This window comes from Streptomyces sp. 7R007 (genome assembly GCF_054850255.1).
The window spans coordinates 144,840-167,060 of the sequence record NZ_JBTWMV010000002.1; the positions used below are offsets into that span (position 1 = coordinate 144,840).

The window sequence follows — 22,221 nt, forward strand, 5'->3', positions numbered from 1 at the left end:
GTCGTCAACGGTCACTTCCGGGCCGCGCGCCCGATCGACTCCACCAGCGGCAGCAGCCGGTACGGGACGCGTTCGCGCAGGGCCACCTCGGTGCGGGTGCGCACCACGCCCGGCAGGCTGATCAGCTTCTGGATCACGTCCTCCAGGTGGGCGTTGTCCCGCGCCACCACCCGGGTCAGCAGGTCCCCGCCGCCGGTGATGGAGAACGCCTCGACGATCTCCGGCACGGCGGCCAGTTCCTCGCCCACGTCGTCGAGGTGGCCCTGGGTGACCTCGATGTGCACGAAGGCGAGCACCGGGTGGCCGAGGGCGGGTGCGGAGAGCGCGGGGGCGGTGCCGGTGATCACGCCGTCGCGTTCCAGGCGGTCCAGGCGGGCCTGGAGGGTGCCGCGGGCGACGCCCAGGATGCGCGCGTACTCGCGCACGCTCGTGCGCGGCTGCTCCAGCAACAGCCGCAGGATGCGGGTGTCGAGCTCGTCCACGGCCATGGGGCGCGGCCTCCTCGTCGTCTGGTCCGTTGGCTCCCTCGTGGGTGCCCCGGGACCGATATGTCTGTGCCAATGGCCCATCATGCCTCTCACCACTTGAGCCATGTTCATCCTTGATGCTGCAATACGGGAGTCGATGGCGCTGCGGACCCCCGCGGCGCCTTTCCTGTGCGGGCGCCCCGGTGCATTCGGGCGTCCGCGTGGATCCCGAGGGGGGCGGTAGTGGTGCTGAAGAGGGTGTTCGTGGCTGCGGACCCGGGGCGGACGCGGCTGCGCTTCGCCGCGCGGGCCGTCCTCGGCATCGGCCTCGCGGTCGCCGTGTGCGCCCTGGCCGGACACTCCCTCGCCGGTGCCGTCACCGGCGGGCTCGCCGCGCTGCTCGCCCTGTTCACCGTCACGGACGCCACCGTGCGCGGGCAGGCCGTCACGACCGCGCTGCTGCCCGCCGCCGGCCTGCCGGTGCTCACCGCGGCGGCCCTGCTGCACGACCACCCCGCCGTCCGGGACCTGGCCTTCCTCGCCGTCGTCGGCGCGGGCGTGTACGCCCGCCGCTGGGGCCCGCGCGGGCACAGCCTCGGCGTGTTCGCGTTCATGACCTTCTTCATCGCGCAGTTCCTGCACGCGCGGGCCGGGCAGCTGCCCGAGCTGTACGCCGCCGTCCTGCTGTCCCTGCTCACCGCGGCGGCCGTGCGCTTCGGGCTGTGGTGCTACGAGCGCCGTCTGCCGCCCGCCCCGGCGCCCGCCGCGCCCACGGGGAAGGGTCTCGCCCGGGTGACCACCCGGCAGGCCGTGCAGGCGACCGCCGGCGCGGGCTTCGCGCTCGTGGCGGGCCAGCTGGTGTCCGGACAGCGCTGGTACTGGGCCGTCGGTGCCACCTGGTGGATCTTCGTGAACACCGCCTCGCGCGGCGAGACCCTGGTCCGCGGCTTCCGCCGGGTCCTCGGCACGGTCCTCGGCATCGGTCTCGGGCTGCTGGTCGTCGTCCCGCTGCACGGCGCGGCCGTCCCCACCGCCGTCCTCCTCGCCGGCTGCGTCTTCGGCATCTTCTACACGGCCGCCGTCTCGTACACCTGGATGATGCTCTGGGTGACCCTGCTCGCCGAGCTGCTCTACGGCCTGCTCGGCGTGCTGGACCCCGGGCTGCTGGCCCTGCGGTTCGCGGAGACCGGCGTGGGCGCGCTCGGCGCCGTCCTCGCCGTGCTGTTCGTCCTGCCGGTCACCACCCACACCACCACCGACGCCTGGATCCAGCGCGCCCTGCGCTGTGTCCACGCCTGCACCGCGGAGGCCGCCGACCGGCTCGCCGGCTCCCCGACCGCCGACCCGGCGCCGCGCGTGGCCGAGCTGGAACAGCTCCTGGGCCGGGTCCGGCTCTCGGTCGCGCCCCTCGTCCACCCGCTCAACCCGATGCTCGGCCGCAAGCGCCGCGCCCGCCGGGTGCTGGCCCTGCTCGACGACTGCGCCCGCGAGATCCGCGGCCTGGTCGCCGTCGCCGCCGACCCGGAGGCGTCCCACGACGCGCGGCTGGCCGCGGCGTGCTGGCGCGTGGAGACGGCCGTCGAGGCCCTCACGGGCGGCGGCGCCGTGACCGCCCAGCCGGTACCGCCAGTCGTCACGGAGCCCGCCCTGGCCCATCTGCACGGCCTGGAACGCGCCCTCGCCGAACTCGCCGCGCCGCTGCGCACCCCGTCGGGCTCGCCGCTGGTCGGGGCCTGAGCGTTCACCTGATCGCCGCCGTGGTCTAGACCGCAGGTGATCGTCTCCTGCTACCGTCACCCCGGACGCACAGGACCGAGAGGGGACAGCGGTGGCAGACGGCGACGTACGGCGACGGCGGGCCTACATCGGATCGTTCACGGCGGCCGGGGGCCCGGGGATCGTGACGGCGCTCGTCTCCGCGCGCAGCGGCGCGCTGACCCTCCTGAACAGCGTGGACGGCGTGCCCGACCCGTCGTACCTGGCCCTCGCTGCCGACCGGCGGACGCTGTACGCGGTCAGCGAGACGGCCGAGGGGGCGGTCGCCGCCTACCGCGTGACGGGGGAGCGCCCCGAACAGGCCGGGGCGCCCGTCGCCGTCGACGGGAGCGGCCCGACCCACCTCAGCCTGTTCGCCGGTCACGTCCTGACCGCCAACTACGGCTCCGGCAGCGTCACCGCCGTGCCCGTGCGCGCCGACGGCACCCTCGCCCCGGCGCCCTCCGCAGTGTTCCGGCACACCGGCTCCGGCCCGCACACCCGCCGCCAGCAGGGGCCGCACGCCCACCAGGTGCAGCCCGACCCGAGCGGACGCTGGGCCGTCAGCGTCGACCTCGGCACCGACTCGGTCCGCGTGTGCGCCCTCGTCGAGGGCCGCCTCGAACTGCACCGCGAGATCGCCCTGCGCCCCGGCTCCGGCCCACGCCACCTGGCCTTCCACCCGGACGGCGAGCGCGCCTACGTGGCCAACGAGCTCACCCCGACCGTCACCGTCTGCCGCTGGGACGCCGGGCAGGGCTGCCTCAGGCCGCTCACCGAGACGCAGGTGCTGCCCGGCGCCCCGGACGGCGACGCCTACCCGTCGGGCGTCGTGGTGGCGCCCGACGGCCGCTTCGTGTGGACGGCCACGCGCGGCGAGGACGTCCTGTCGACGTTCGCCGTCGAGGGGGACGGGCTGCGGCTGCTCGGCACGGTCCCCTGCGGCGGTCACTGGCCCCGTGCCCTCGCCGAGTCGGCCGGGTTCCTGTACGCGGCCAACGAGCGGTCCGGCGAGGTGACCTGGTTCGCCGTCGACCAGGAGACTGGGCTGCCGCGCTACGAGGGTGTGGTCGAGGTCCCGGCCGCGTCCTGCGTGGTCTTCGAGTGAGCCGCTGACCGGCCCCGGGGCTCGCCGGGATGTCGCTGGGGGTGACCTTGTGGGCGGGGCTCGCGGAGCGGACCGTGGCGCTGGCCGCACCGCCCTGCCGCCCGCGTGCCGAAGGGCCCGCCCCTGCCGGGGAGCGGGCCCTTTCGCGTTCCTGCGTCCGTGCGTGCCGTGCGGGTCAGCGGACGGGGGCGCCCTGCGGCTGCTGCGGGGCGATGCCCAGTGCCGACGTGTACTTCGACAGGGCGAGCTTGCCGATCGCCGGGTAGGGGCCGAGCGGCTCCGCCGACGCGCAGCCCGCCTCCTTGGCCGCCTCCTCGATCAGACCCGGGTCGATCTCGGGCCCTATCAGGTACGGCGCCAGCGCCAGCTGCTGCGAGCCGGAGGAGCGCAGCTGCTCGGCCACGGAGGCGATCGAGCCCTCCTGGTCCAGGGCCGCCGCCATCACCGGCACCGCCAGGCGCGCGGCGAGCAGCATGCCGGTGATCCCGGCCGCCTGCACCGCCTCGTCACCGCCCACGGAGGCCAGGATGATGCCGTCCGCCGCGGTCGCCACGGTGAACAGACGGGCGCGGTCGGCGCGGGCCAGACCGGCCTCCGACAGGCGCACGTGCAGTCCCTCGGCGAGCAGCGGGTGCGGGCCCAGCACATCGGTGAGGTCGGCCGCGATCCGGCTGTCCATCACCGCCTGCCGGACCCGGCGCAGCAGCGCGCTGTCCGGACCGGCCAGCAACGGCACGACGACCGCGACCGGGCCCTCGGGCTCCTTGACGTCGAGCCCCGCGGCCGTGGCCTGCTCGTAGCGGGCCGTGCGCTCCTCGGCGGCGTGCGTGAGCACCGACTGGAGCGTGGGGAACTCCGTGTCGTCCCCGTCCAGGTAGCCGATGCGGGCGTCGAGACCGGGGAGCTCGGAGCGGGCGATGCTCACGACCTCCTCGGCGAGGCTGCGCGTGGCGGTACCCGGGGTGCCCGGAACCGCGAGGACGAGCGCGGGCGCGCCCTCGGGAGCCGCCAGGGGTTCGGGGCGGCGGTGCCGCCCGGGCTGGCGGGGGCGCGGCATTCGTACTGGCAGGCCGGACGCGGGCCCAGTGGGGGAGCTCATGGCGCCGCATGTTACTGGCTTCCAGGGCTTCCCTGTTCGGGGAGGGTGCAGGTGAGCGGTATCCGTCCGGTTTTGTCTGATGAGTTACGTACGGATCGGAAGTGATCCACGGGCGAACCGGGTGTTTTGCGGGGGACGGGCGGTCAGTCCCCCTTTGTGGTCACCACCGTCTTTGTGGCCACCACCGTCAGCATGCCCTCGCCACCCGGCAGGGTGAGCGTCCCGGCTGCCAGGTCGGCCGCGACGCGCAGCGCGCCCTGGAGCGGATCGCCCTCGGCGGGCACCCGCCGCGCGTGCGACAGCGCCTTCGACAGCTCCTCCTCCAGCGGTACGAGGAGCGGCTCGCCCATTTTCAACAGGCCACCGGTGACGGCTACTCGGGGCTCACCGTCGGCCGGGCAGACGGCGGCGGCGGACTCGGCCATGTGCCGGGCGGCCGCGCGCAGGATGCCGGCGGCCACCGGGTCGGTCGCGGCGCAGTCGGCGACCCGGGGTGCGAAGGAGGCGAGGACGGCGGCCCGGTCGGTGCGCGGGTAGAGCAGGCCGGGCAGTCCCGGCAGCGGCCCGAACAGCTCCTCGGCGCGGGCCCGCAGCGCGGCGGAGCCGCCGGGCCGGCCGTCGTGGGCGCGCAGCGCGGCCTCCAGCCCGGCCCGTCCGATCCAGGCGCCGCCGCCGCAGTCGCCCAGCAGATGCCCCCAGCCGTCCGCGCGCCGCCAGGCCGTCAGATCCGTGCCGACGGCGATCAGTCCGGTGCCGGCGGCGACCACGGCGCCCGGCCGCGACCCGAGCGCGCCCGCGTAGGCGGTGACGGCGTCGGCGGCGAGCGCGACCGCGGGCACGGCGAACTCCCGCCGGAGCGCGCCCGGCAGTTCGGCGCGCAGACCGTCCCCGAGGGTCGTCATCCCGGCGGCCCCGACGGCGGCGGCGACCAGCTTCGTGACCCCCGTCTCGGCGAGCAACAGGCGCACCAGCGGCACCAGTTGCTCCATCAGGTGGCCCGGGTCGATGCCCCGCTCCGCCGTCCGCACCGGCTCCCGGGTCTCCCGCTGCGCCCGCGGGCCCCGGCCCGCGGCCGCGAGCACGACCCGCAGGCCCGAGCCGCCCGAGTCCACGGCGAGGACGCCCGGCACGTCCGCCGCGTGGTTCACGGCAGGCGCCAGTCCACCGGCTGCCCGCCCATCCCGATCAGCAGGTCGTTGGCCCGGCTGAAGGGGCGTGAGCCGAAGAACCCGCGGTCGGCCGACATGGGGGAGGGGTGCGCCGACTCCACCGACGGGAGGTTGCCGAGGAGCGGACGCAGGTTGCGGGCGTCGCGGCCCCACAGGATCGACACCAGCGGCTTGCCGCGGGCCGCCAGGGCGCGTATCGCCTGCTCGGTGACCTCCTCCCAGCCCTTGCCGCGGTGCGCTCCGGGCTTGCGCGGGGCGGTGGTCAGCGCCCTGTTGAGCAGCAGCACCCCCTGCCGGGTCCACGGGGTGAGATCGCCGTTCGAGGGCTGGGGCAGACCCAGGTCGGTGTGGAGCTCGCGGAAGATGTTGACGAGGCTGCCGGGCAGCGGACGCACCTCCGGCGACACCGAGAACGACAGCCCCACCGCGTGCCCCGGCGTCGGATACGGGTCCTGACCGACGATCAGCACCCGTACGTCGTCGAAGGGTTGCTGGAAGGCCCGCAGAACGTTCGGCCCGGCCGGGAGATAGGTGCGTCCCGCGGCGATCTCCGCCCGCAGGAAGTCACCCATCTCGGCGATCCGCCCGGCCACGGGCTCCAGGGCCTTCGCCCAGCCCTCTTCGACGATTTCATGCAACGGTCGTGGTGCCACGGGCGTCACCCTACTGCCGTACGGGTGGCGCCCATCAACCGGTGGCCAGGACCGCTCGGTCCCCCCGCCCGGTTCATCCCACCACCGCGGCCCGCACGCACAGCACGTCCGGCAGGTGGGAGGCCAGCTGCCGCCAACTGTCGCCGTCGTCGGCCGAGGCGAACACCTCGCCGTTGCGGTTGCCGAAGTACACGCCCGCCGGGTCGGCGTCGTCGGTGCACATCGCGTCCCGCAGCACCGTGCCGTAGTGGTCCTCCTGCGGCAGGCCCGCCGACAGCGGCTCCCAGCTCTTGCCGGCGTCCGCCGTGCGGAAGACCCGGCAGCGGTGGTCGGCGGGCACCCGGTCGGAGTCGGCGTTGATCGGATACACGTACGCCGTGTCCCCGCGGTGCGGGTGGGCGGCCGCCGCGAAACCGAACGTGGACGGAAGGCCCTCGCCGATGTCCGTCCAGTGCCCGCCCGCGTCGTCGCTTCTGTACACGCCCCAGTGGTTCTGCAGGTACAGGCGGTCCGGGTTGGCCGCGTCCCGGGTGACCTTGTGCACGCACTGCCCGAACTCCGGGTTCGGGTCCGGCAGGAACACCGCCGAGACACCGGAGTTGGCGGGCGTCCAGCTCTCGCCGCCGTCCGTGGTCTTGAACACCCCGGCCGTGGAGACCGCGACCGTCACCGCCCGGGGGTCGCGCCGGTCGGTGAGCACGGTGTGCAGGCCCTCACCGCCGCCGCCCGGCACCCACTTGGAGCGGGTGGGGTGTTCCCACAGCGGCCTGACCAGCTCGAAGCTCTCCCCGCGGTCCTCCGAGCGGTACAGGGCGGCCGGTTCCGTGCCCGCGTACACCACGTCCGGCTCCGCCGCCGCCGGGTGCAGCTGCCACACCCGCTCCAGGGAGGCGCCCGTGTCCTTGGGGAACTTCACGGCCGGACGCGATGGCTCGGTCCAGGTGCGGCCCAGGTCGTCGGAGTGGAACACCGACGGCCCCCAGTGCGAGCTGTCACCGCCGGCCAGCAGCCGCGGACGCTCGCCGCGGGTGTCGATCGCGACCGAGTACACGGCCTGCGCGTTGAAGTACGGGCTGTCGTCGAACTCCCAGGAGCCACCTCGCCGCCGCCCGATGAACAGGCCTTTTCGGGTGCCCACGGCCAGCAGTACCTCGGTCATGCCGATCACCTCCGTGACGTCTTCGTCCCAGACACCGGCCAGTCTGCACCCCACCACTGACAGTCACCTCCGTACACGCCGTCATCGCAGGTCAGGGCGGTTAAGGCGGTTTGACGTGACACGGTGCACAGCCGCGTTCGGGCGGAGACCTGCGCGGGCGGGGGTACGCGTGCGACCGTCGAGACCGGGGGATTCCGCCCGCGGGCGATTGGACCTGAGCATCCGGGGGACTTCGCCCGTATGGGAGGACGATCGGGGATGGTCGTGCGCTCATGAGGAGGATGCCTTCGATGGCGTTCCGTGGTCCGAAGGTGTGGCTGTGGCGCTGGCGGCGCAACCCGCTCAGGCGTCGCGCCGACGCGGTGGAGGCCTGGGTCGTGCTCGGTGCCTGGGTGGTCACCGTCCTGGCCGGAGTGCTCGCCGGGGTGGCGGCGACCCGGTCCGTCGAGCACGGACTGGCCAGGGAACGCGTCGAGTGGCGCCAGGTGGCGGCCCGGCTGGTCGAGAAGGCGCCCGGCACCGCCTCCGCGCACTCCGGGAACGCGAGCGGCGACCGGGTGTGGGGCAGGGTGCGCTGGACCGCCCCGGACGGCTCCGCGCACACCGGCCAGGTCCGGGTGCGGCCCGGCAGCGCCGCCGGGACGACGGTCGGCGTGTGGACGGACCCGCAGGGCCGCCTGGTCACCAAGCCCGCCAGCGCCTCCCAGGCCCGCCTGCGCGCCTCGCTGATCGGCGGCCTGGTGGGCGTGACCGCCGCCGCGGTCCCCTTCGTCGGCGGACGCGTCCTGTGCGGTCGCCTGGAACGCCGCCGGATGGCCCAGTGGGACGCCGAGTGGGCCCGCTTCGGGCCGCTGTGGGGGCGCAAGACGAGCTGACGGGGCTGAGGGGGCCGGTTGGCAGGCTGACGTGACGGCCATGTCGTGACGGCCGTGCCGGCGACCGTCGAAGCGGCGGCCAGGCGCGTGTCCGCCCGTCCGGCGGGGGCCTACCCGCCCGCCACCGCCTCCCCGCACGCTCGCAGCAGCTCCTCGTCGTGCAGCACGTCATGGCTGCCGTGCCCACCGGTGGCGGCCAGATGACGGCGTGGTGCGGTGAGCTCCGCGCGCAGCAGATCGTGTACGGGGGTTCCCGCCGGGCCCAGGGCGGCGGCGCACGCGGCGATGGGGTGGCGCGTGTGCGGGTTGGCCGCCCAGGCCGCCCGCAGCAGCCGTACCGCGGGATCGGGCTCCCCGCCGATCCGCCACAGGGCGCACGCGGCCGACGTCCGCTCCCACAGGTCCTCCGACTCGGCCATGCGGCGCAGCCCGGGCAGGGCGGAGGCGGCGGCCGGGCCGAGCGGCGCCAGTGTGTCGGCGGCCGATCGCCGGGCCTGTGCGCCGCCGTGCGCCAACTGCCGTGTCAGGGTGGGCAGTACGGCAGCAGCGTCCCCCTCCACCGCCCACAGGGCCCCCGCCGCCGCGACCCCGCACTCGCCGTCCAGCAGTCCCCGCAGCGCCGGTACCGCCTCCCTCGCCGCCGACCCGAGCGCACCCAGCGTCCGCACCGCCGCCTCCACGACCGACTCCCGCAGCCGAAGGCCGTCCGGCACCCCCCGCACCAGCCGCAGCACCTCCGGCACCGCCTCGGCGTCGCCCAGTGCCGCCAGTGCGGACAGCAGCGGCACGCACCGCTCGAACAGCTCGGGCGCGTCGAGGGGCACGGCACCGAGCCGGCGGCGCAGGGCGGGCGCCAGCGGGGCCGCAGACCGGCCCAGATGGGCGACCACCCGGGCGAGGTCGTCCGGGACCACCGCACCGGCCAGGACCTGTGCCAGCACCGGCGTCGCCCGCGCGTCCCCGCACCGGGCCAGCGCCCTGAGCGGCCCGCCCAGCGTCGGCGCCCCGCGCTCCCACTGCCGTACCCACAGATCCGGGCGTGCCGAGACCAAGGCGGCGAGGTGGTCGGCGGCCGGAGCGGCCAGGCCGAACAGGTCGCCCAGCACCGACACCGCCGCGTCCCGCAACCGGTCCTGGTCCTCGGCCAGTTGCGCGCCGATCAGCGCCACGGGCTCGCGGTAGTCGGCCCGCCACTCGCGAAACAGTCCCGCCGACATCCACACCGCGTTGCACCGGTCCGTCGGGTCCGGGCTCGTCAACTGCCCGACCAGCAGGGCGATCCGGTCGGTCACCCGGCCGCCGAGCCCGCCGTGCAGGGTGCGCAGCAGCTGCGAGCCCTCCTCGTCCGAGGGCCGCAGGCGGCGCAGCCGTCCGACCAGCGTGTCCGTGCCGGGGCGGCCGGGACGTCCCGGCCCGCAGGAGCGGCGCCGCTCGGACCGGTCCCGCAGCAGCTCCACCACGGTGGGCACCAGGCCGGCCGGGAGGCGGTCGGGCGCACACTGTGCGAGCTGGCCGAGCGCGGCCAGCCGCAGCCCCGGCTCGTACGGCCGCGCGCTCAGCGCCGCCAGGAGGTCCACCGCCCGCGACGCCTGCGCGGGGTGACGCCGTACGAACAGGCCCAGGCTCTCGGTCAGCGCGAGCAGGACCCGGTCGTCCCGCTCGACGGTGATCCGCTCCTGTAACAGCACCAGCACGCGCGCGGGTTCGTCCACGAACCGCACCAGCGCGCCCGCGGACGCCCGCCGCACCCCGTGGTCCGCGTCGCCCGTCAGCCGTACGAACACCTCGCCGCCCGCCCGCACCGCCGCGTGGGCCCGGGCGCCCGCCCCGTCCGCGTCCCGTCTACGCTCGCCCTCGCTGCCGATGCTGACCAGCAGTTCCACGATGCAGCCCCGGTCCGGCACCTCCTCGTGCTCCACCAGCGCGAACAGGAACGGAAGACAGGCGAGCGTCGAGTCGTACACGTCGCCCTGGTGGTGCACCGCGCCGTACATACCGTCGAGCGCGACCTCCCGCTCGGCGGGGTCCGCGGAGGCCAGTCCGCGCAGCAGGCCGGGCACGTCCTCCGCGCTGCCGTACGCGTGCCGCAGCGAGGCCCAGTCGACCGCGTCGATCCCCGTGAACACGTTGTCCTCCCCCAGACGAAGTGCCTACTGCTGGTGAGTCTGCACCACGCCACTGACAACGATGCGGAACCGGGGCGTTACTGTGCGGAGTCTGTGCGCGTGCGATTCACCCGGCGCCGGGCAGCGCGCGCTCCAGGATCGCCTCCAGGCCGGCGCCGTCCGGCAGCGTGCCGAAGGCGTGCCCCCAGTCGCCGCCCAGCCGGGTGGCGCAGAAGGCGTCGGCGACGGCGGGCGGGGCGTGCCGGACCAGCAGGGAGCCCTGCAGGGCCAGCGCCATCAGCTCCACCAGACGGCGGGCACCGGCCTCGGACCCGGCGGCCAGCAGGTTCTCCAGGCGGGCCACGGCGGCGTCCAGGCGGGCGTCCGCGCCGCGGGCGAGGGCGAGTTCGTCGAACAGGGCGTGCGCGGTGGCCGGTTCGCGCCGCAGCGCCCGCAGCACGTCGAGGGCGTTGACGTTGCCCGAGCCCTCCCAGATCGACAGCAGGGGAGCCTCGCGGTAGTGCCGGGGCATGCCCGACTCCTCCACGTAGCCGTTGCCGCCGAGGCACTCCAGGGCCTCCGCGGTGAAGGCCGGGCCGCGCTTGGTGACCCAGTACTTGCCGACGGCCGTCGCGATCCGCCGGAAGGCCGCCTCCCCGGTGTCCCCGCGCACCGCCCGGTCGGCCGCCCCCGCCAGCCGCAGCGTGAGCGTCGTCGCGGCCTCGGACTCCAGCGCCAGGTCGGCCAGGACGTTGCGCATCAGCGGCTGGTCGATCAGGCGTGCCCCGAACGCGCTGCGGTGACGCACGTGATGGCCCGCCTCGACGAGCGTCTTGCGCATCAGCGCCGCCGACATCATCACGCAGTCCAGCCGGGTGCAGTTGACCATCTCGATGATCGTCTTGACGCCCCGGCCCTCGGGCCCGACGAGCCAGGCCACCGTGCCGTCGAACTCCGGCTCGGAGGAGGCGTTGGAGCGGTTGCCCAGCTTGTCCTTCAGGCGCTGGATGCGGAAGGTGTTGCGGGTGCCGTCCGGCAGGATCCGCGGCACCAGGAAGCAGGACAGCCCGCCCGGAGCCTGCGCCAGCACCAGGAACACGTCGCACATCGGCGCCGACGTGAACCACTTGTGCCCCCGCAGCGTGTACACGCCGGGCTCGGCGGTCGGGGTCGCGGCGGTGGTGTTGGCGCGGACGTCGGAGCCGCCCTGCTTCTCCGTCATCCCCATGCCGGCGAGCAGCCCGGGCTTCTCGGTCGGCACGCGCAGGCCCGGCTCGTACTCCCGGCTGGTCAGCAGCGGTTCGTAGACCTTCGCCAACTCCGGCTGGGCGCGCAGCGCGGGGACGGCCGCGTACGTCATCGACGTCGGACAGCCGTGCCCGGCCTCCGTGTGCCCCCACACCAACCCGCCGGCGGTGCGGGCCACATGGGCGCCCGGCCGGTCCTCGGCCCACGGCGTGCCGGCCAGTCCCTCGGCGACCGCGGCCCGCATCAGGTGATGCCAGCTGGGGTGGAAGTCCACCTCGTCCACGCGGTGGCCGTAGCGGTCGTGCGTGCGCAGCACCGGCTCGTGCGCGTTGGCCAGTTCGGCCCACTCCTGCGCCTCCGCGCTGCCGGCCCGCAGGCCGAGCCGCCTGAGCCCCTCCTCTGCCCAGCCCGCGCCCTCCCGGCGCACGCCCTCCAGCAGGGCGGTGTCCTCGGCGGCGTCGTACGGCGCCAGGGGAGGGGGCTGGTTGGTGACGTCGTGCGTGGCGTACGGCGGCTGCGGCGGCGCGGGTGTCGGGACCATGCCGCCATGTTGCACCTTTTCTGCGGTCGCAGCAATGATGCAATACCGTGGCGCACGTACAGTACGTGCCCATGCGGATGAACGTGTCAGTGCAGCCCGGCGAGGTGGACCTGCGCCCGCTGTCCGCGCGGTCGGTCGTGCTGAGCCTGCTGCTGGGCGTGCACCCGCCGGAGCTCCCGGTCAGGGAGCTGGTCCGCGCGGTGGAGCCCTTCGGGGTCGGCGGCTCCACCCTCAGGGCCGCGCTCAGTCGGATGGTCGCCGCCGGCGACCTGCGCCGCACGGACACCGTCTACGGGCTCAGCGACCGCCTGCTGGCCCGTCAGCGCCGTCAGGACGACGCGGTGGAGCCCGCCACGCGCGCGTGGGAGGGCGACTGGGAGATGGTGGTCGTCACGGCCACCGGCCGCGGCCCCGCCGAACGGGCGGACCTGCGCGCCCGGTTGACCGCCCTGCGGCTGGCCGAACTCCGCGAGGGCGTCTGGCTGCGCCCCGCCAACCTCAGCCGGCCCGTCCCGGACGACCTGGAGGCGGTCGCCCAGACCTACAGCGCCCGCCCCGGGCGTCCCGCCCGTGACCTCGCGGCGCACCTGTGGCCGCTCGACGCCTGGGCCGCCACCGCCCGCGCCCTGCTGGCCCACCTGGCCCGGGCGGACCGCCCGGCCGACCGCTTCACCGCCTTCGCGGCGGTCGTGCGCCATCTGCTCGCCGATCCCGTCCTGCCGGCGGAACTGCTGCCCGCCGACTGGCCGGGCGAGGCCCTGCGCGCCGCCTACACCGGGTACCAGCGGGAGATCGCCGGATCGCTCGCCCCGTGAACACGGCGGCCGTACGAAGCGCCGTGCGGGTGCGCTTCGTACGGCCGGATCCTCCGTGGGGGGCCTACTTGTAGGTGATGTCCGAGGAGGAGTACTTGCAGTACGTCCCGTCCGGGCCGCTGCCGTTCGTCGTCGGCTCCGCGCCCGTGTTGTTGCCGATGTACTTCTGGCACGGGACGATCTTCTTGCTGCTGTCCCCGACGATCGTGATGTTCTTCAGGGTCGCGCTGTCACCGTAGTTGGTGTTGATCCCGACCAGCGCGGTGCCCTTGTAGGTCGCCTCGATGGTGTTGAGGTTGATGGTGCGCTTGTACTGCGTCGAGCAGTTGCCGCAACTGCGCACCAGCTTGCCGAAGTTCTGCACCGCGAAGTTGGAGACGTTGAGCGTCCCGGCGCCGTTGAACTGGAACACCTTGTCGCTGGCTTCCTTCGCCCCGCCGCCGGAGACGGTGTAGACGTTCGACGACGAGGAGCCGCGGAAGGTGGCCGCGTCCTCGCCGACGTCCTCCCACCACACGTTCTGCAGGGTGCAGCTGCCCTCGCAGTGGATGCCGTCCGCCGCCGGGGCGCCGATGATGACGTTCTTCAGGACGGTGCCGGCCGCGAGGTCGAGGATCGGGTCCTGGTCCTCGCTCTGGCCGCCGGTGCCGAGGTCGCCACTGCCGTACAGGCGCAGCATTCCGTAGTCCTTGGTGCCCGACAGCTTGATGGTCGCCGTCACGGCCTGGCTGCCGCTCGCCGTCGGCCAGGTCGCGGCGCCGGCCGGCGGGGCCCCGAGCGTCATGATCATGACAGAGCTGAGGCCGAGTGCGGCCAGGCTGCCGGTCAGTGCGCGCCCGCGGGCGCGCGGAAGTGCTGGTGAAGTCATGTCCCGATGCCTTCTTCCAGTTGGGGGACTGGTCAGATCTTTCCGGCGCCCGCGCCGGACGTCACCGAGGCGACGACGGACGAGGCGGGCTCGGCGGTGTAGCCGTAGGGCGGCTTGGTGAACGTCCCGACCTGCGAGATCTCGGTGGCGGCTCCGCCGAGGTCGTTGCCGGTCAGGTTGGCGTAGCCGTCCTCGTCGCTGTCCCGGTTGGTGGTGACGGCGACCTTCGTCGAGCGGAACACGTTGTTCTCGACGAGCATCTGGGCGCCCATGCGCGAGTGCACGGCGGTCTCGGCGCCGACGACGTAGTTGTCGTAGAAGTGCCCGGTGCCGAAGCGCAGGCTGGGGATGCGCGAGTAGACGTTGTCGAACCAGTTGTGGTGGTACGTCACCCGCAGATGGCCCGTGTCCTGCGCGGCGTTGTTGTCGCTGTGGCCGACGAGCGAGCCCTTGTAGTGGTCCTTGAAGGTGTTCCAGGACACCGTGACGTGGTCCGACCCGTGGTTGATGTCGAGCAGACCGTCGTAGTAGTCCTTGTCGTGGTCCCGGTCGGCCGAGAAGGAGTTGTGGTCGATCCACACCTTCGTGGCGGCCTGCACCTCGATGCCGTCGGCCGGTGCGACCGGCTTGCTGATGTTCAGGTTGCGGACGACGACGTTCGTGACCTTCTTCAGCCGCAGGCCGCCACCGGTGAACCCGGACGACGGACCGACGCCCAGGACGGTGGTGTTGGACCCGACGTCGACCTGACCGCTCAGCGGGATCAGGCCGTTGACCTTGACCACCTTCGCCGTGTCTCCCGTCACGGCCGCCTTGAAGGCGTCCAGCGTCGAGACGGTGACGGCGGTGGCGCTGCCGCCGCCGATCGTCCCGGCGCCGAACCCGACCGGCGAGGACTCGGCGGCGCCGGCCTGGTGGGGGAGGGCGAGGAGGGCCGCCGCGGTGAGCGCGGCGGTGGCGACCGCCGCCAGTGTGGATCTTTGCGCGTGTGTACGTGGGGGGTGCAGGCGCATGTGGGGTGCGTCCCTTCGGAGGGCTGTCCGATCAGGTACGTGAACGTTGTGCGTGATGCTGTACGTCGTGCCGATGCCGAAGCGGCGGATTGGGGGATCTGGGGGATCTCCGAGTTCTGTCGGTCACTCCGCTGAACGGAAGGTAGGGGGCAAGCGCTTTCTAGTCAACGCTTTGCGCAAAACACATTCGTCTGTCCTGCTCAACGGCAAGGGCTTTCTCGAACGAGTCGTGGGAGCGCTTCCATGGGCGTCGTGTCCATGCCACGATGCGGTCAGCTCGGCCCGTTGACCCGCTCAACTCCGAGAAGGGAGCACACACGTGTCCACCCCCACCCGCACCACCTCGCGGAGACCGCTGCGCTCGGTCCTCGTGGCGCTCCTCGCGGCCCTGGTGCCGTTGCTCGCGGCCACCGTCCTCACCGCACCGGCCGCCGCCGCCCGCGCCGAGGTGCCCACCGCCACGCTCACCGAGGTCACCGGCTTCGGCACCAACCCCAGCAACCTGCAGATGTACCTGTACGTGCCGGACAGCGTCGTCGCCCACCCGCCGGTCGTGGTCGCCGTGCACTACTGCACCGGCTCAGGGCCGGCCATGTACTCGGGCACCGAGTGGGCCTCGCTCGCCGACCAGTACGGGTTCGTCGTGGTCTACCCGTCCGTCACCCGCGCCAGCAAGTGCTTCGACGTCTCCTCGCCGCAGGCCCTCAAACGGGACGGCGGCAGCGACCCGGTCGGCATCAAGTCGATGGTCGACTGGGTGGTGCGCACCTACGACGCCGACACCACGAAGATCTTCGCCACCGGCATCTCCTCCGGCGCGATGATGACGAACGTCCTGCTCGGCGACTACCCCGACGTGTTCGCCGCGGGCGCCGCCTTCTCCGGCGTGCCGTTCGGCTGCTTCGCCACCGCCGACGGCTCCGAGTGGAACACCGCCTGCGCGACCGGCACCGTCACCCACACGCCGCAGCAATGGGGTGACCTGGTCCGCGCCGCCTACCCCGGCTACACCGGGCACCGGCCGCGCATGCAGCTGTGGCACGGCACCGCGGACACCACGCTGAGCTACGTGAACTTCGGCGAGGAGATCAAACAGTGGACGAACGTCCTGGGGGTCGGCCAGACCCCGGCCGCCACGGACTCGCCCGCCTCCGGCTGGACCCGCACCCGCTACGGCTCCACCGGTGACCAGGCCCCCGTCGAGGCGATCAGCCTCCAGGGCGTCGGCCACAACCTGTACAGCTGGGGCATGGCCTCCCGCGCCCTCACCTTCTTCGGCCTGGACGCGGGCGGCACCGCGCCCCCGCCGCCGGCCGGCGCCTGCAGGGTGACGGCCACCACCAACGCCTGGAACACCGGACTGACCGCCACCCTCACGATCACCAACACCGGAACGGCACAGGTCAACGGCTGGCAGCTCGCCTTCACCCTGCCCGCCGGGCAGACCCTCACCAACGGCTGGAACGCCGCGTACACCCCGTCCTCCGGCACGGTGACGGCCACCAACGCCTCGTACAACGCCACGCTGGCACCGAACGCGAGCGTCAGCATCGGCTACCAGGCCACCCACACGGGCGACAGCGGACCCCCGTCCGGCTTCACCCTCAACGGAACCGCCTGTTCGACCGGTTGACACCCCGCTTCCCGGGAACCCGGCTGACCCGGAATCCGGATCAGCTCGGGAGGCGAGCACGTCATGGCAGGGCAGAAGTCCACATCCGACCTGCCGGAGCCGCTGCGCAGCACCGTGTCGGTCCTGCGCAGGGTGCCCGGCGCGGGACTCGTCGGCAGGGCGGCCGGGAGCACGCTCGACAAGGTCGGAGCGCTGTCGCCGCGCGGCCGGCGGCTGGCCGTGTACACCGGGGCGGGCGTCCTCGGTGTCGCGGGCGTCGTGGAGTGGCCGGTCGCGATCACGGGGGCGGCCGTGGCGTGGCTGACCCAGCCGAAGCCCGGTGAGCGAACGGACGGCCCGGACGACGCGGCCGAGGCGAAGAGGGCCACGGCGAAGACCAGGACCGTCACGACCCGCGCGGGCCAGAGCAAGCCGACGGAGTCGGCGACGTCACCGACCAAGACCACGGGGTCCCGGACGAGGACCGGCGGGACGGGGACGCGCGCGAGGGCCACCGACAAGGGGCCCGGCGCGAAGGCCCAGGACGTGGGGTCGCAGACCGAGGGGATGGACACGGCATCCGGCGCGAAGACCACGCACCCGGGTGCACAGACCAAGGCGGCGGACACGGAATCGGGTGCGCAGGCTGTTACGGACGCGGGGTCCGGCACGAAGGCCGGCGGCACAGGGGCCCGCGCGAAGGCGGCCGACACGGCGTCACAGGCCAAGGCGACCGAGGCCGGACCCGGCGCGAAGGCCGCGGAGACCGGGCCCGGTGCCAAGGCCGGCGGCGCAGAGTCCGGCGCGAAGGCGGCAGACACGGCGTCGCAGGCCGAGGCGACGGACGCGGGGTCCGGCACGAGGGCGACCGGCACGGCGTCCGGCGCGAAGGCCGCTGGCTCGTCCCACAGCAGGGTGACCGACGCGGGACCCGGTGCGAAGATCGCTGGCTCGTCCCACGGCAAGGCGACCGATGCGGAACCCGGTGCGAAGGCTGCTGAGTCGGCGGCCCACGGCAAGGCGACCGGTGCTGGATCCGGCGTGAAGGCCGCTGACTCGGCGGCCCACGGCAAGGCGGCCGGCGCCGGATCCGGTGCCGAGGCTGCTGGCGCGGCGTCCCGGGGCACGGCGGGTGGTGGCAGCGCGGCGCACGAGCATGTGCAGGCCAAGCCCACGGACATGCCCTCGCGGAGTGAGGCGTCGGTGGTGGCGTCGCCGGGTGGCGCGACCGGTTCGAGCTCGCGGCGTGGCCGCGGGACCCTCTGAGGTCGGCCATGGCACTGGGACTGCTGAAGGTACCCGCGGCCGCGGCCGGTCTCGCGCTGGCCGGGCCCCGGTTGCTGGCGCGCGGCGCCGCGCCCGCCGTGGGGATGGCCGCCGGTGCGGCGGTCGGCACCGCGAGGGCCGGTGTACGCGGAGCGGACGCCGCGGTCAGGGTCGCGCGGGTCGCCCGGCACGCGCTGCCGGGCGGCCCCCGCGACTGGCGTTCCGGCCGGCGGGCGCATCTCGCGCTGCGGCCCGCCGAGACGGACCGCGTACGGCGGGCGGGTGGGCTGGAGCAGGTGGCACGGCGGGTGGCGAAGGCCCTGGCCGAACGCCCGGACGTCGCCTACGCCTACTGGGACGGCGGACTGGCCCGGCTGGTGGTCGCCGCGACCGAGGACGCCGTCACCGACCGCGTCTACGAGCGCGCGACCACCCTCGCGCAGGAGCACGGTCTGGGCGCCGCCGACCAGGCGATCGAGGAGTTCCCGCACCCGGCCGACCCGGCCGGCGTCCGCACGGCCACGGCGGCCCTGCTCGCCGACGCCTTCGGCGTCACGGCCGCGCTGGCGGGATACGCCCTGCGCATCCCGCCCTCACCGCGCCTGGTGACGGCACTGGTGACCTTGCTGCGCGAGAACCCGCGTTTCCGCCGCCTGCTGACCGAGCGCTACGGCCGCTCCCGTACGGACCTGCTGCTCGCCGCCGCGAACGCGGTCGCCCACGGCTCGGGACAGACCCCCACCGCCCTGCTGCTGGACGGCGCCCTGCGCGCCGGCCAGCTGGCGGAGACCGTGGCACGCGCCGCGGCCTTCGACGCCGTGCACGATCGGCTGTGCGTCCCCGGCCGCCCCGACGCCCCGGCCCACACCGGCGAGCGACCCCCGCTGCGCAGCTCCCCGGCCCAGGAGTACGCCACCTCCGCGGGCACCGGCAGCGTCCTGGGCGCCGCCGCCGCGCTGCTGGTCAAGCACAACGTGGCCGAAGCGGCCGAGGCCGTCCTCGCCGGCTCGCCCAAGGCCGCGCGCTACGGCCCCGCCACCTACAACGCCGTCCTGGCCTGCGCCCTGTCCCGCACCGGCATCCTCGTACGCGACACCGAGCGGCTGCGGCAGCTGGAGACGGTCGAGTCGGTGCTGCTGCACCCCAGCGCCCTGCGCTGTCCGGGCGACGGCGCCGATCCGTGGGCCGAGCCGCTGCTGGACGCGGCCCGCAGCGCCGGACTGCGCGTCGTGCTGGTCGACGACCCGGCCCTGGCGGACTTCACCAGCCTCGCCGACCACGTGATCGCAGCCGACCGGCCGCTGCGCGAGGCCGTGGACGCCCTGCGCGAGCGCGGCGGTGTCCTGACGGTCGCCCGCCCCGACGCGGCCGACTCCGGCGAGGTGCTGTCCGGGCTGCTGGCCGGCGATGTGGCCGTGGCCCTCGCGGACGGCGACGCCCCGGTGGTGTGGAGCGCGGACGTGCTCGCTCCGGGCGGGCTGGAGGACGTGTGGCGGCTGCTGACCGCCGTCCCGGCCGCCCGCGACGTCAGCCGCAGGTCGCAGACGCTCGCCAAGTCCGGCGCCGCCCTGTCCGGACTGCTGGTCGCGGTCGGCGAGGCCCGCGGCGGCCGGCGCGCCCCGATTCCCGGGCGACGGCACGCGCCCGTCGACGTCAGCGCCGCCGTCGCCCTGTTCGGCGGTGCCCGTACGGCCCTCGCCGTGGCGGCGGCCCGGCCTCCGCACCCCCGGCCCCGCGTGGCCTGGCACGCCCTCCACCCGCGTGAGGCGCGCACACGGCTGGCGGACCGGCCGCAGGAACGTCCCGGCGCCCTCGACCAGGCGCTCACCCGGGTGCGCCGCGCCGCCGACTCCGCAAGTCGCGTCCCCGCCCTGGCGCCGGTGCGCTGGGCGGTCCAGCTCGCCCTCGCCGTACGCCACGAACTCGACGACCCGCTCACGCCCGTCCTCGCCGTCGGCTCGGCCGCCGAGGCCATCCTCGGCTCCGCGGCGGACGCCCTGCTGGTCGTCGGCGCGCTCGATCTCAACGCCCTGGTCGGGGGCATCCAGCGGCTGCGGGCCGAGCGCGCGCTGGCCGGACTGCTCGCCGAACAGAAGCAGAAGGCCCGTAGGGTGCCCGAGGACGAGGGCCGGGAGCCGCGCACGGTGGACGCCGCCAAGCTGCACCCGGGGGACGTGATCGAGCTCAAGGCCGACGACGTCGTACCGGCCGACGCACGGCTGCTGTGGGCCGACGGCCTGGAGGTCGACGAGTCCGCGCTGACCGGCGAGTCGTTGCCCGTCGACAAGCAGACCGAGCCGACCCCGCGCGCCCCCGTCGCCGAGCGGCGCTGCATGGTCTTCGAGGGCACGACCGTGGTCGCCGGGAACGCCCGCGCGGTCGTGGTGGAGACCGGCGAGCGCACGGAGGCGGCCCGGGCCGTCCATCTCGCCGCCCGCCGCCCGCCGGCCGCGGGAGTCCAAGCGCGGCTGCAGGAGATCACCCGCAAGGCCCTGCCGCTGACCCTGGCCGGCGGCGCCGCGGTGACCGGTCTGTCGCTGCTGCGCGGCACGCCCATCCGGGAGGCCGTCAGCGGCGGCGTCGCCCTGGCCGTGGCCGCCGTACCCGAAGGGCTGCCCCTGGTGGCCACCGTGGCGCAGCTGGCGGCCGCCCGCCGGCTCAGCCACCGTGGCGTCCTGGTCCGCGCCCCGCGCACGCTGGAGGCGCTGGGCCGCATGGACACGGTCTGCTTCGACAAGACGGGCACCCTCACGGAGAACCGGCTGCGCCTGGTCCGCGTCACCGACGCCGACGGCACCGCCCGGTCCCGGGAGGAGGCCGCCGACACGACGACGCTGCGGATCGCGGCGCGGGCCTGCCCGCAGCTGAACGGGGACTCCGACAAGCCCGTGCACGCCACCGACGAGGCCGTGCTGGCCGCCGCCGGCGAGGACCCGGAGTGGGAGCAGACCGAGGCGCGGCCCTTCGAGGCCGCCCGCGGTTACGCCGCCGCGGTGGGCCAGGAGGCCGACGGCACACGGCGGTTCGTGGCCAAGGGCGCGCCGGAGACCATCCTGCCCGCCTGCGCCGACCTGCCCGAGGCGGCCTCCGCCGCCGCCCATGAACTGGCCCGCGACGGACTGCGCGTGCTGGCGGTCGCCGAACGCGTCCTGGACGACGGCGAGAAGGGTGCCGACGTCCTCGAACGGCCCCTGGAGGGACTGCGGTTCACCGGCCTGGTCGCGCTCGCCGACGCGCCGCGCGAGACGGCCACCGACCTCGTGCACGGGCTGCGCGAGGCGGGTGTGCGTCCGGTGATGCTGACCGGCGACCACCCGCAGACCGCGCGGGCGATCGCCCTCGAACTGGGCTGGCCCGAGGACACCGAGGTGGTCACCGGCGACGAACTGGCCGCCGCCGACCGGTCCGAGCGGGTGCGCATCCTGCGGGACGCGGACGTGGTGGCCCGGGTCGCGCCGGAGCAGAAGCTCCAGGTGGTGGAGGCCCTGCGGGAGGCGGGCCGGGTGGTCGGCATGGTCGGCGACGGCGCCAACGACGCCGCCGCCATCCGTACCGCGGACGTCGGCGTCGGCATCAGCGCCCGCGGCTCGGCCGCCGCCCGCAACGCCGCCGACATCGTCCTGACCGACGACGACCTCACCGTGCTCGTCGAGGCGGTGCACGAGGGGCGTGCCCTGTGGCACAGCGTCGCCGACGCGATCGCGATCCTGATCGGCGGCAACGCGGGCGAGGTCGGCTTCGGCATCCTGGGCACGCTGCTGGGCGGACGCGCGCCGCTGTCCACCCGGCAGATGCTGCTGGTGAACCTGTTCACCGACCTGTTCCCGGCCATGGCCGTGGCCGTCACCCCGAAGAAGGACGCCGAGGGCGAGGAGCACGAGGACGGGCCGCTGGGCACGTCCCTGCTGGGCACCCCGCTGCTGGAACAGATCCGCCACCGCGCCCTGACCACCTGCCTGGGCGCGACGGCGGCCTGGCTCTTCGGCCGCTTCACCCCCGGCACCGCGCGCCGCTCCACCACCATGGCCCTGTGCGCGGTCGTCGGCACCCAGCTCGCCCAGACCCTGGCGGACCGGCGCGACAGCCCGCTGGTCCGCGCCACCGCCCTCGGCTCCGCGGCGGCCCTCGTCCTGCTGATCCAACTGCCCGGTCCCAGCCACCTGTTCGGCTGCACTCCGCTGGGCCCGTTCGCCTGGGCGGGCGTGGCCGGCGCGATCACCCTCGCGCTCACCGGTCAACGGGCCCTGCCCCGGCTGGAGGAGACGGTGGTCCGGGTGGCCCGCACGATACGGCCGGACGCCCGCCCGTCCCCGTCCGCGTCCTCCTAGGGGAAATCAAGCCAGTCGCGCGGTCCGCATTGTGCGCCCGAGCGGGAACTGTCACCGTCGTGCGCGGAACACCAGTGCGATCACGAGGTACGACATCAACTCCGTTACGGGGGGACCGGATTATGAAGACGAGTTCGACG

16 protein-coding genes are annotated in these 22,221 nt (G+C 74.7%); 7 read left to right on the forward strand and 9 right to left on the reverse strand.

All coding sequences use genetic code 11. The annotated features are described in order from the left end of the window. Positions 1–11 precede the first annotated feature (11 nt). Complete coding sequence (locus ACYF6T_RS03955) at positions 12–488, reverse strand: Lrp/AsnC family transcriptional regulator (RefSeq protein ID WP_461693410.1); 477 nt, start codon at positions 486–488, stop codon at positions 12–14. 225 nt (positions 489–713) lie between these two features. Between ACYF6T_RS03955 and ACYF6T_RS03960 the strand changes: the two genes are divergently transcribed. Then, positions 714–2,204, forward strand: a complete 1,491-nt coding sequence (locus ACYF6T_RS03960; protein ID WP_461693412.1) for an FUSC family protein — start codon at positions 714–716, stop codon at positions 2,202–2,204. 91 nt (positions 2,205–2,295) lie between these two features. Then, positions 2,296–3,330, forward strand: a complete 1,035-nt coding sequence (locus tag ACYF6T_RS03965; RefSeq protein ID WP_461693413.1) for a lactonase family protein — start codon at positions 2,296–2,298, stop codon at positions 3,328–3,330. 175 nt (positions 3,331–3,505) lie between these two features. Here ACYF6T_RS03965 and ACYF6T_RS03970 read toward each other — a convergent pair whose 3' ends face one another. The 4 genes from ACYF6T_RS03970 to ACYF6T_RS03985 form a co-directional block, all read right to left on the reverse strand. Next, a complete protein-coding gene (locus ACYF6T_RS03970) occupies positions 3,506–4,429 on the reverse strand; it encodes a sirohydrochlorin chelatase (protein WP_461693414.1) in 924 nt (307 codons plus the stop codon). Positions 4,430–4,572: 143 nt separating this feature from the next. Then, positions 4,573–5,577 carry an N-acetylglucosamine kinase gene (locus tag ACYF6T_RS03975; protein ID WP_461693416.1) on the reverse strand — a complete coding sequence of 335 codons (1,005 nt, stop codon included), beginning with the start codon at positions 5,575–5,577 and terminating at the stop codon, positions 4,573–4,575. Beyond that, entirely contained in the window at positions 5,574–6,251 is a 678-nt protein-coding gene (locus ACYF6T_RS03980; RefSeq protein WP_461693418.1) for a uracil-DNA glycosylase, read from the reverse strand. The genes ACYF6T_RS03975 and ACYF6T_RS03980 overlap by 4 nt, the downstream gene beginning before the upstream one ends. 73 nt (positions 6,252–6,324) lie before the next feature. Beyond that, the gene (locus ACYF6T_RS03985; protein WP_461693420.1) at positions 6,325–7,410 is read right to left on the reverse strand and encodes a WD40/YVTN/BNR-like repeat-containing protein; all 1,086 of its coding nucleotides are present in this window, start codon (positions 7,408–7,410) and stop codon (positions 6,325–6,327) included. A gap of 290 nt (positions 7,411–7,700) precedes the next feature. Between ACYF6T_RS03985 and ACYF6T_RS03990 the strand changes: the two genes are divergently transcribed. Continuing rightward, entirely contained in the window at positions 7,701–8,285 is a 585-nt protein-coding gene (locus ACYF6T_RS03990; RefSeq protein WP_461693422.1) for an Rv1733c family protein, read from the forward strand. 110 nt (positions 8,286–8,395) lie between these two features. On the opposite strand, the gene ACYF6T_RS03995 is transcribed toward ACYF6T_RS03990, so the two are convergent. Both ACYF6T_RS03995 and ACYF6T_RS04000 read right to left on the reverse strand, forming a co-directional pair. Next, positions 8,396–10,411: a HEAT repeat domain-containing protein gene (locus ACYF6T_RS03995; RefSeq protein WP_461693424.1), complete on the reverse strand. Its 2,016-nt coding sequence runs from the start codon at positions 10,409–10,411 to the stop codon at positions 8,396–8,398. Positions 10,412–10,517: 106 nt separating this feature from the next. Beyond that, the gene (locus tag ACYF6T_RS04000) at positions 10,518–12,179 is read right to left on the reverse strand and encodes an acyl-CoA dehydrogenase family protein (RefSeq protein ID WP_461693426.1); all 1,662 of its coding nucleotides are present in this window, start codon (positions 12,177–12,179) and stop codon (positions 10,518–10,520) included. A gap of 71 nt (positions 12,180–12,250) precedes the next feature. On the opposite strand from ACYF6T_RS04000, the gene ACYF6T_RS04005 reads away from it, so the two are divergent. Beyond that, positions 12,251–12,994, forward strand: coding sequence for a PaaX family transcriptional regulator C-terminal domain-containing protein (locus ACYF6T_RS04005; protein ID WP_461693712.1), 744 nt, complete (start codon positions 12,251–12,253; stop codon positions 12,992–12,994). A gap of 64 nt (positions 12,995–13,058) precedes the next feature. Here the strand turns inward: ACYF6T_RS04005 and ACYF6T_RS04010 are convergent, their stop codons facing one another. Together ACYF6T_RS04010 and ACYF6T_RS04015 are read right to left on the reverse strand one after the other, a co-directional pair. Then, positions 13,059–13,862, reverse strand: coding sequence for a pectate lyase (locus ACYF6T_RS04010; RefSeq protein ID WP_461693427.1), 804 nt, complete (start codon positions 13,860–13,862; stop codon positions 13,059–13,061). Positions 13,863–13,894: 32 nt separating this feature from the next. Further along, positions 13,895–14,875: a pectate lyase family protein gene (locus tag ACYF6T_RS04015; RefSeq protein WP_461693428.1), complete on the reverse strand. Its 981-nt coding sequence runs from the start codon at positions 14,873–14,875 to the stop codon at positions 13,895–13,897. 319 nt (positions 14,876–15,194) lie between these two features. On the opposite strand from ACYF6T_RS04015, the gene ACYF6T_RS04020 reads away from it, so the two are divergent. From ACYF6T_RS04020 to ACYF6T_RS04030, 3 genes are all read left to right on the forward strand, one after another. Beyond that, a complete protein-coding gene (locus tag ACYF6T_RS04020) occupies positions 15,195–16,508 on the forward strand; it encodes an extracellular catalytic domain type 1 short-chain-length polyhydroxyalkanoate depolymerase (protein WP_461693430.1) in 1,314 nt (437 codons plus the stop codon). Between the two features lie 63 nt (positions 16,509–16,571). Further along, entirely contained in the window at positions 16,572–17,753 is a 1,182-nt protein-coding gene (locus ACYF6T_RS04025) for a hypothetical protein (protein ID WP_461693431.1), read from the forward strand. Between the two features lie 8 nt (positions 17,754–17,761). Continuing rightward, positions 17,762–22,081, forward strand: a complete 4,320-nt coding sequence (locus ACYF6T_RS04030; RefSeq protein ID WP_461693433.1) for an HAD-IC family P-type ATPase — start codon at positions 17,762–17,764, stop codon at positions 22,079–22,081. Positions 22,082–22,221 lie beyond the last annotated feature (140 nt).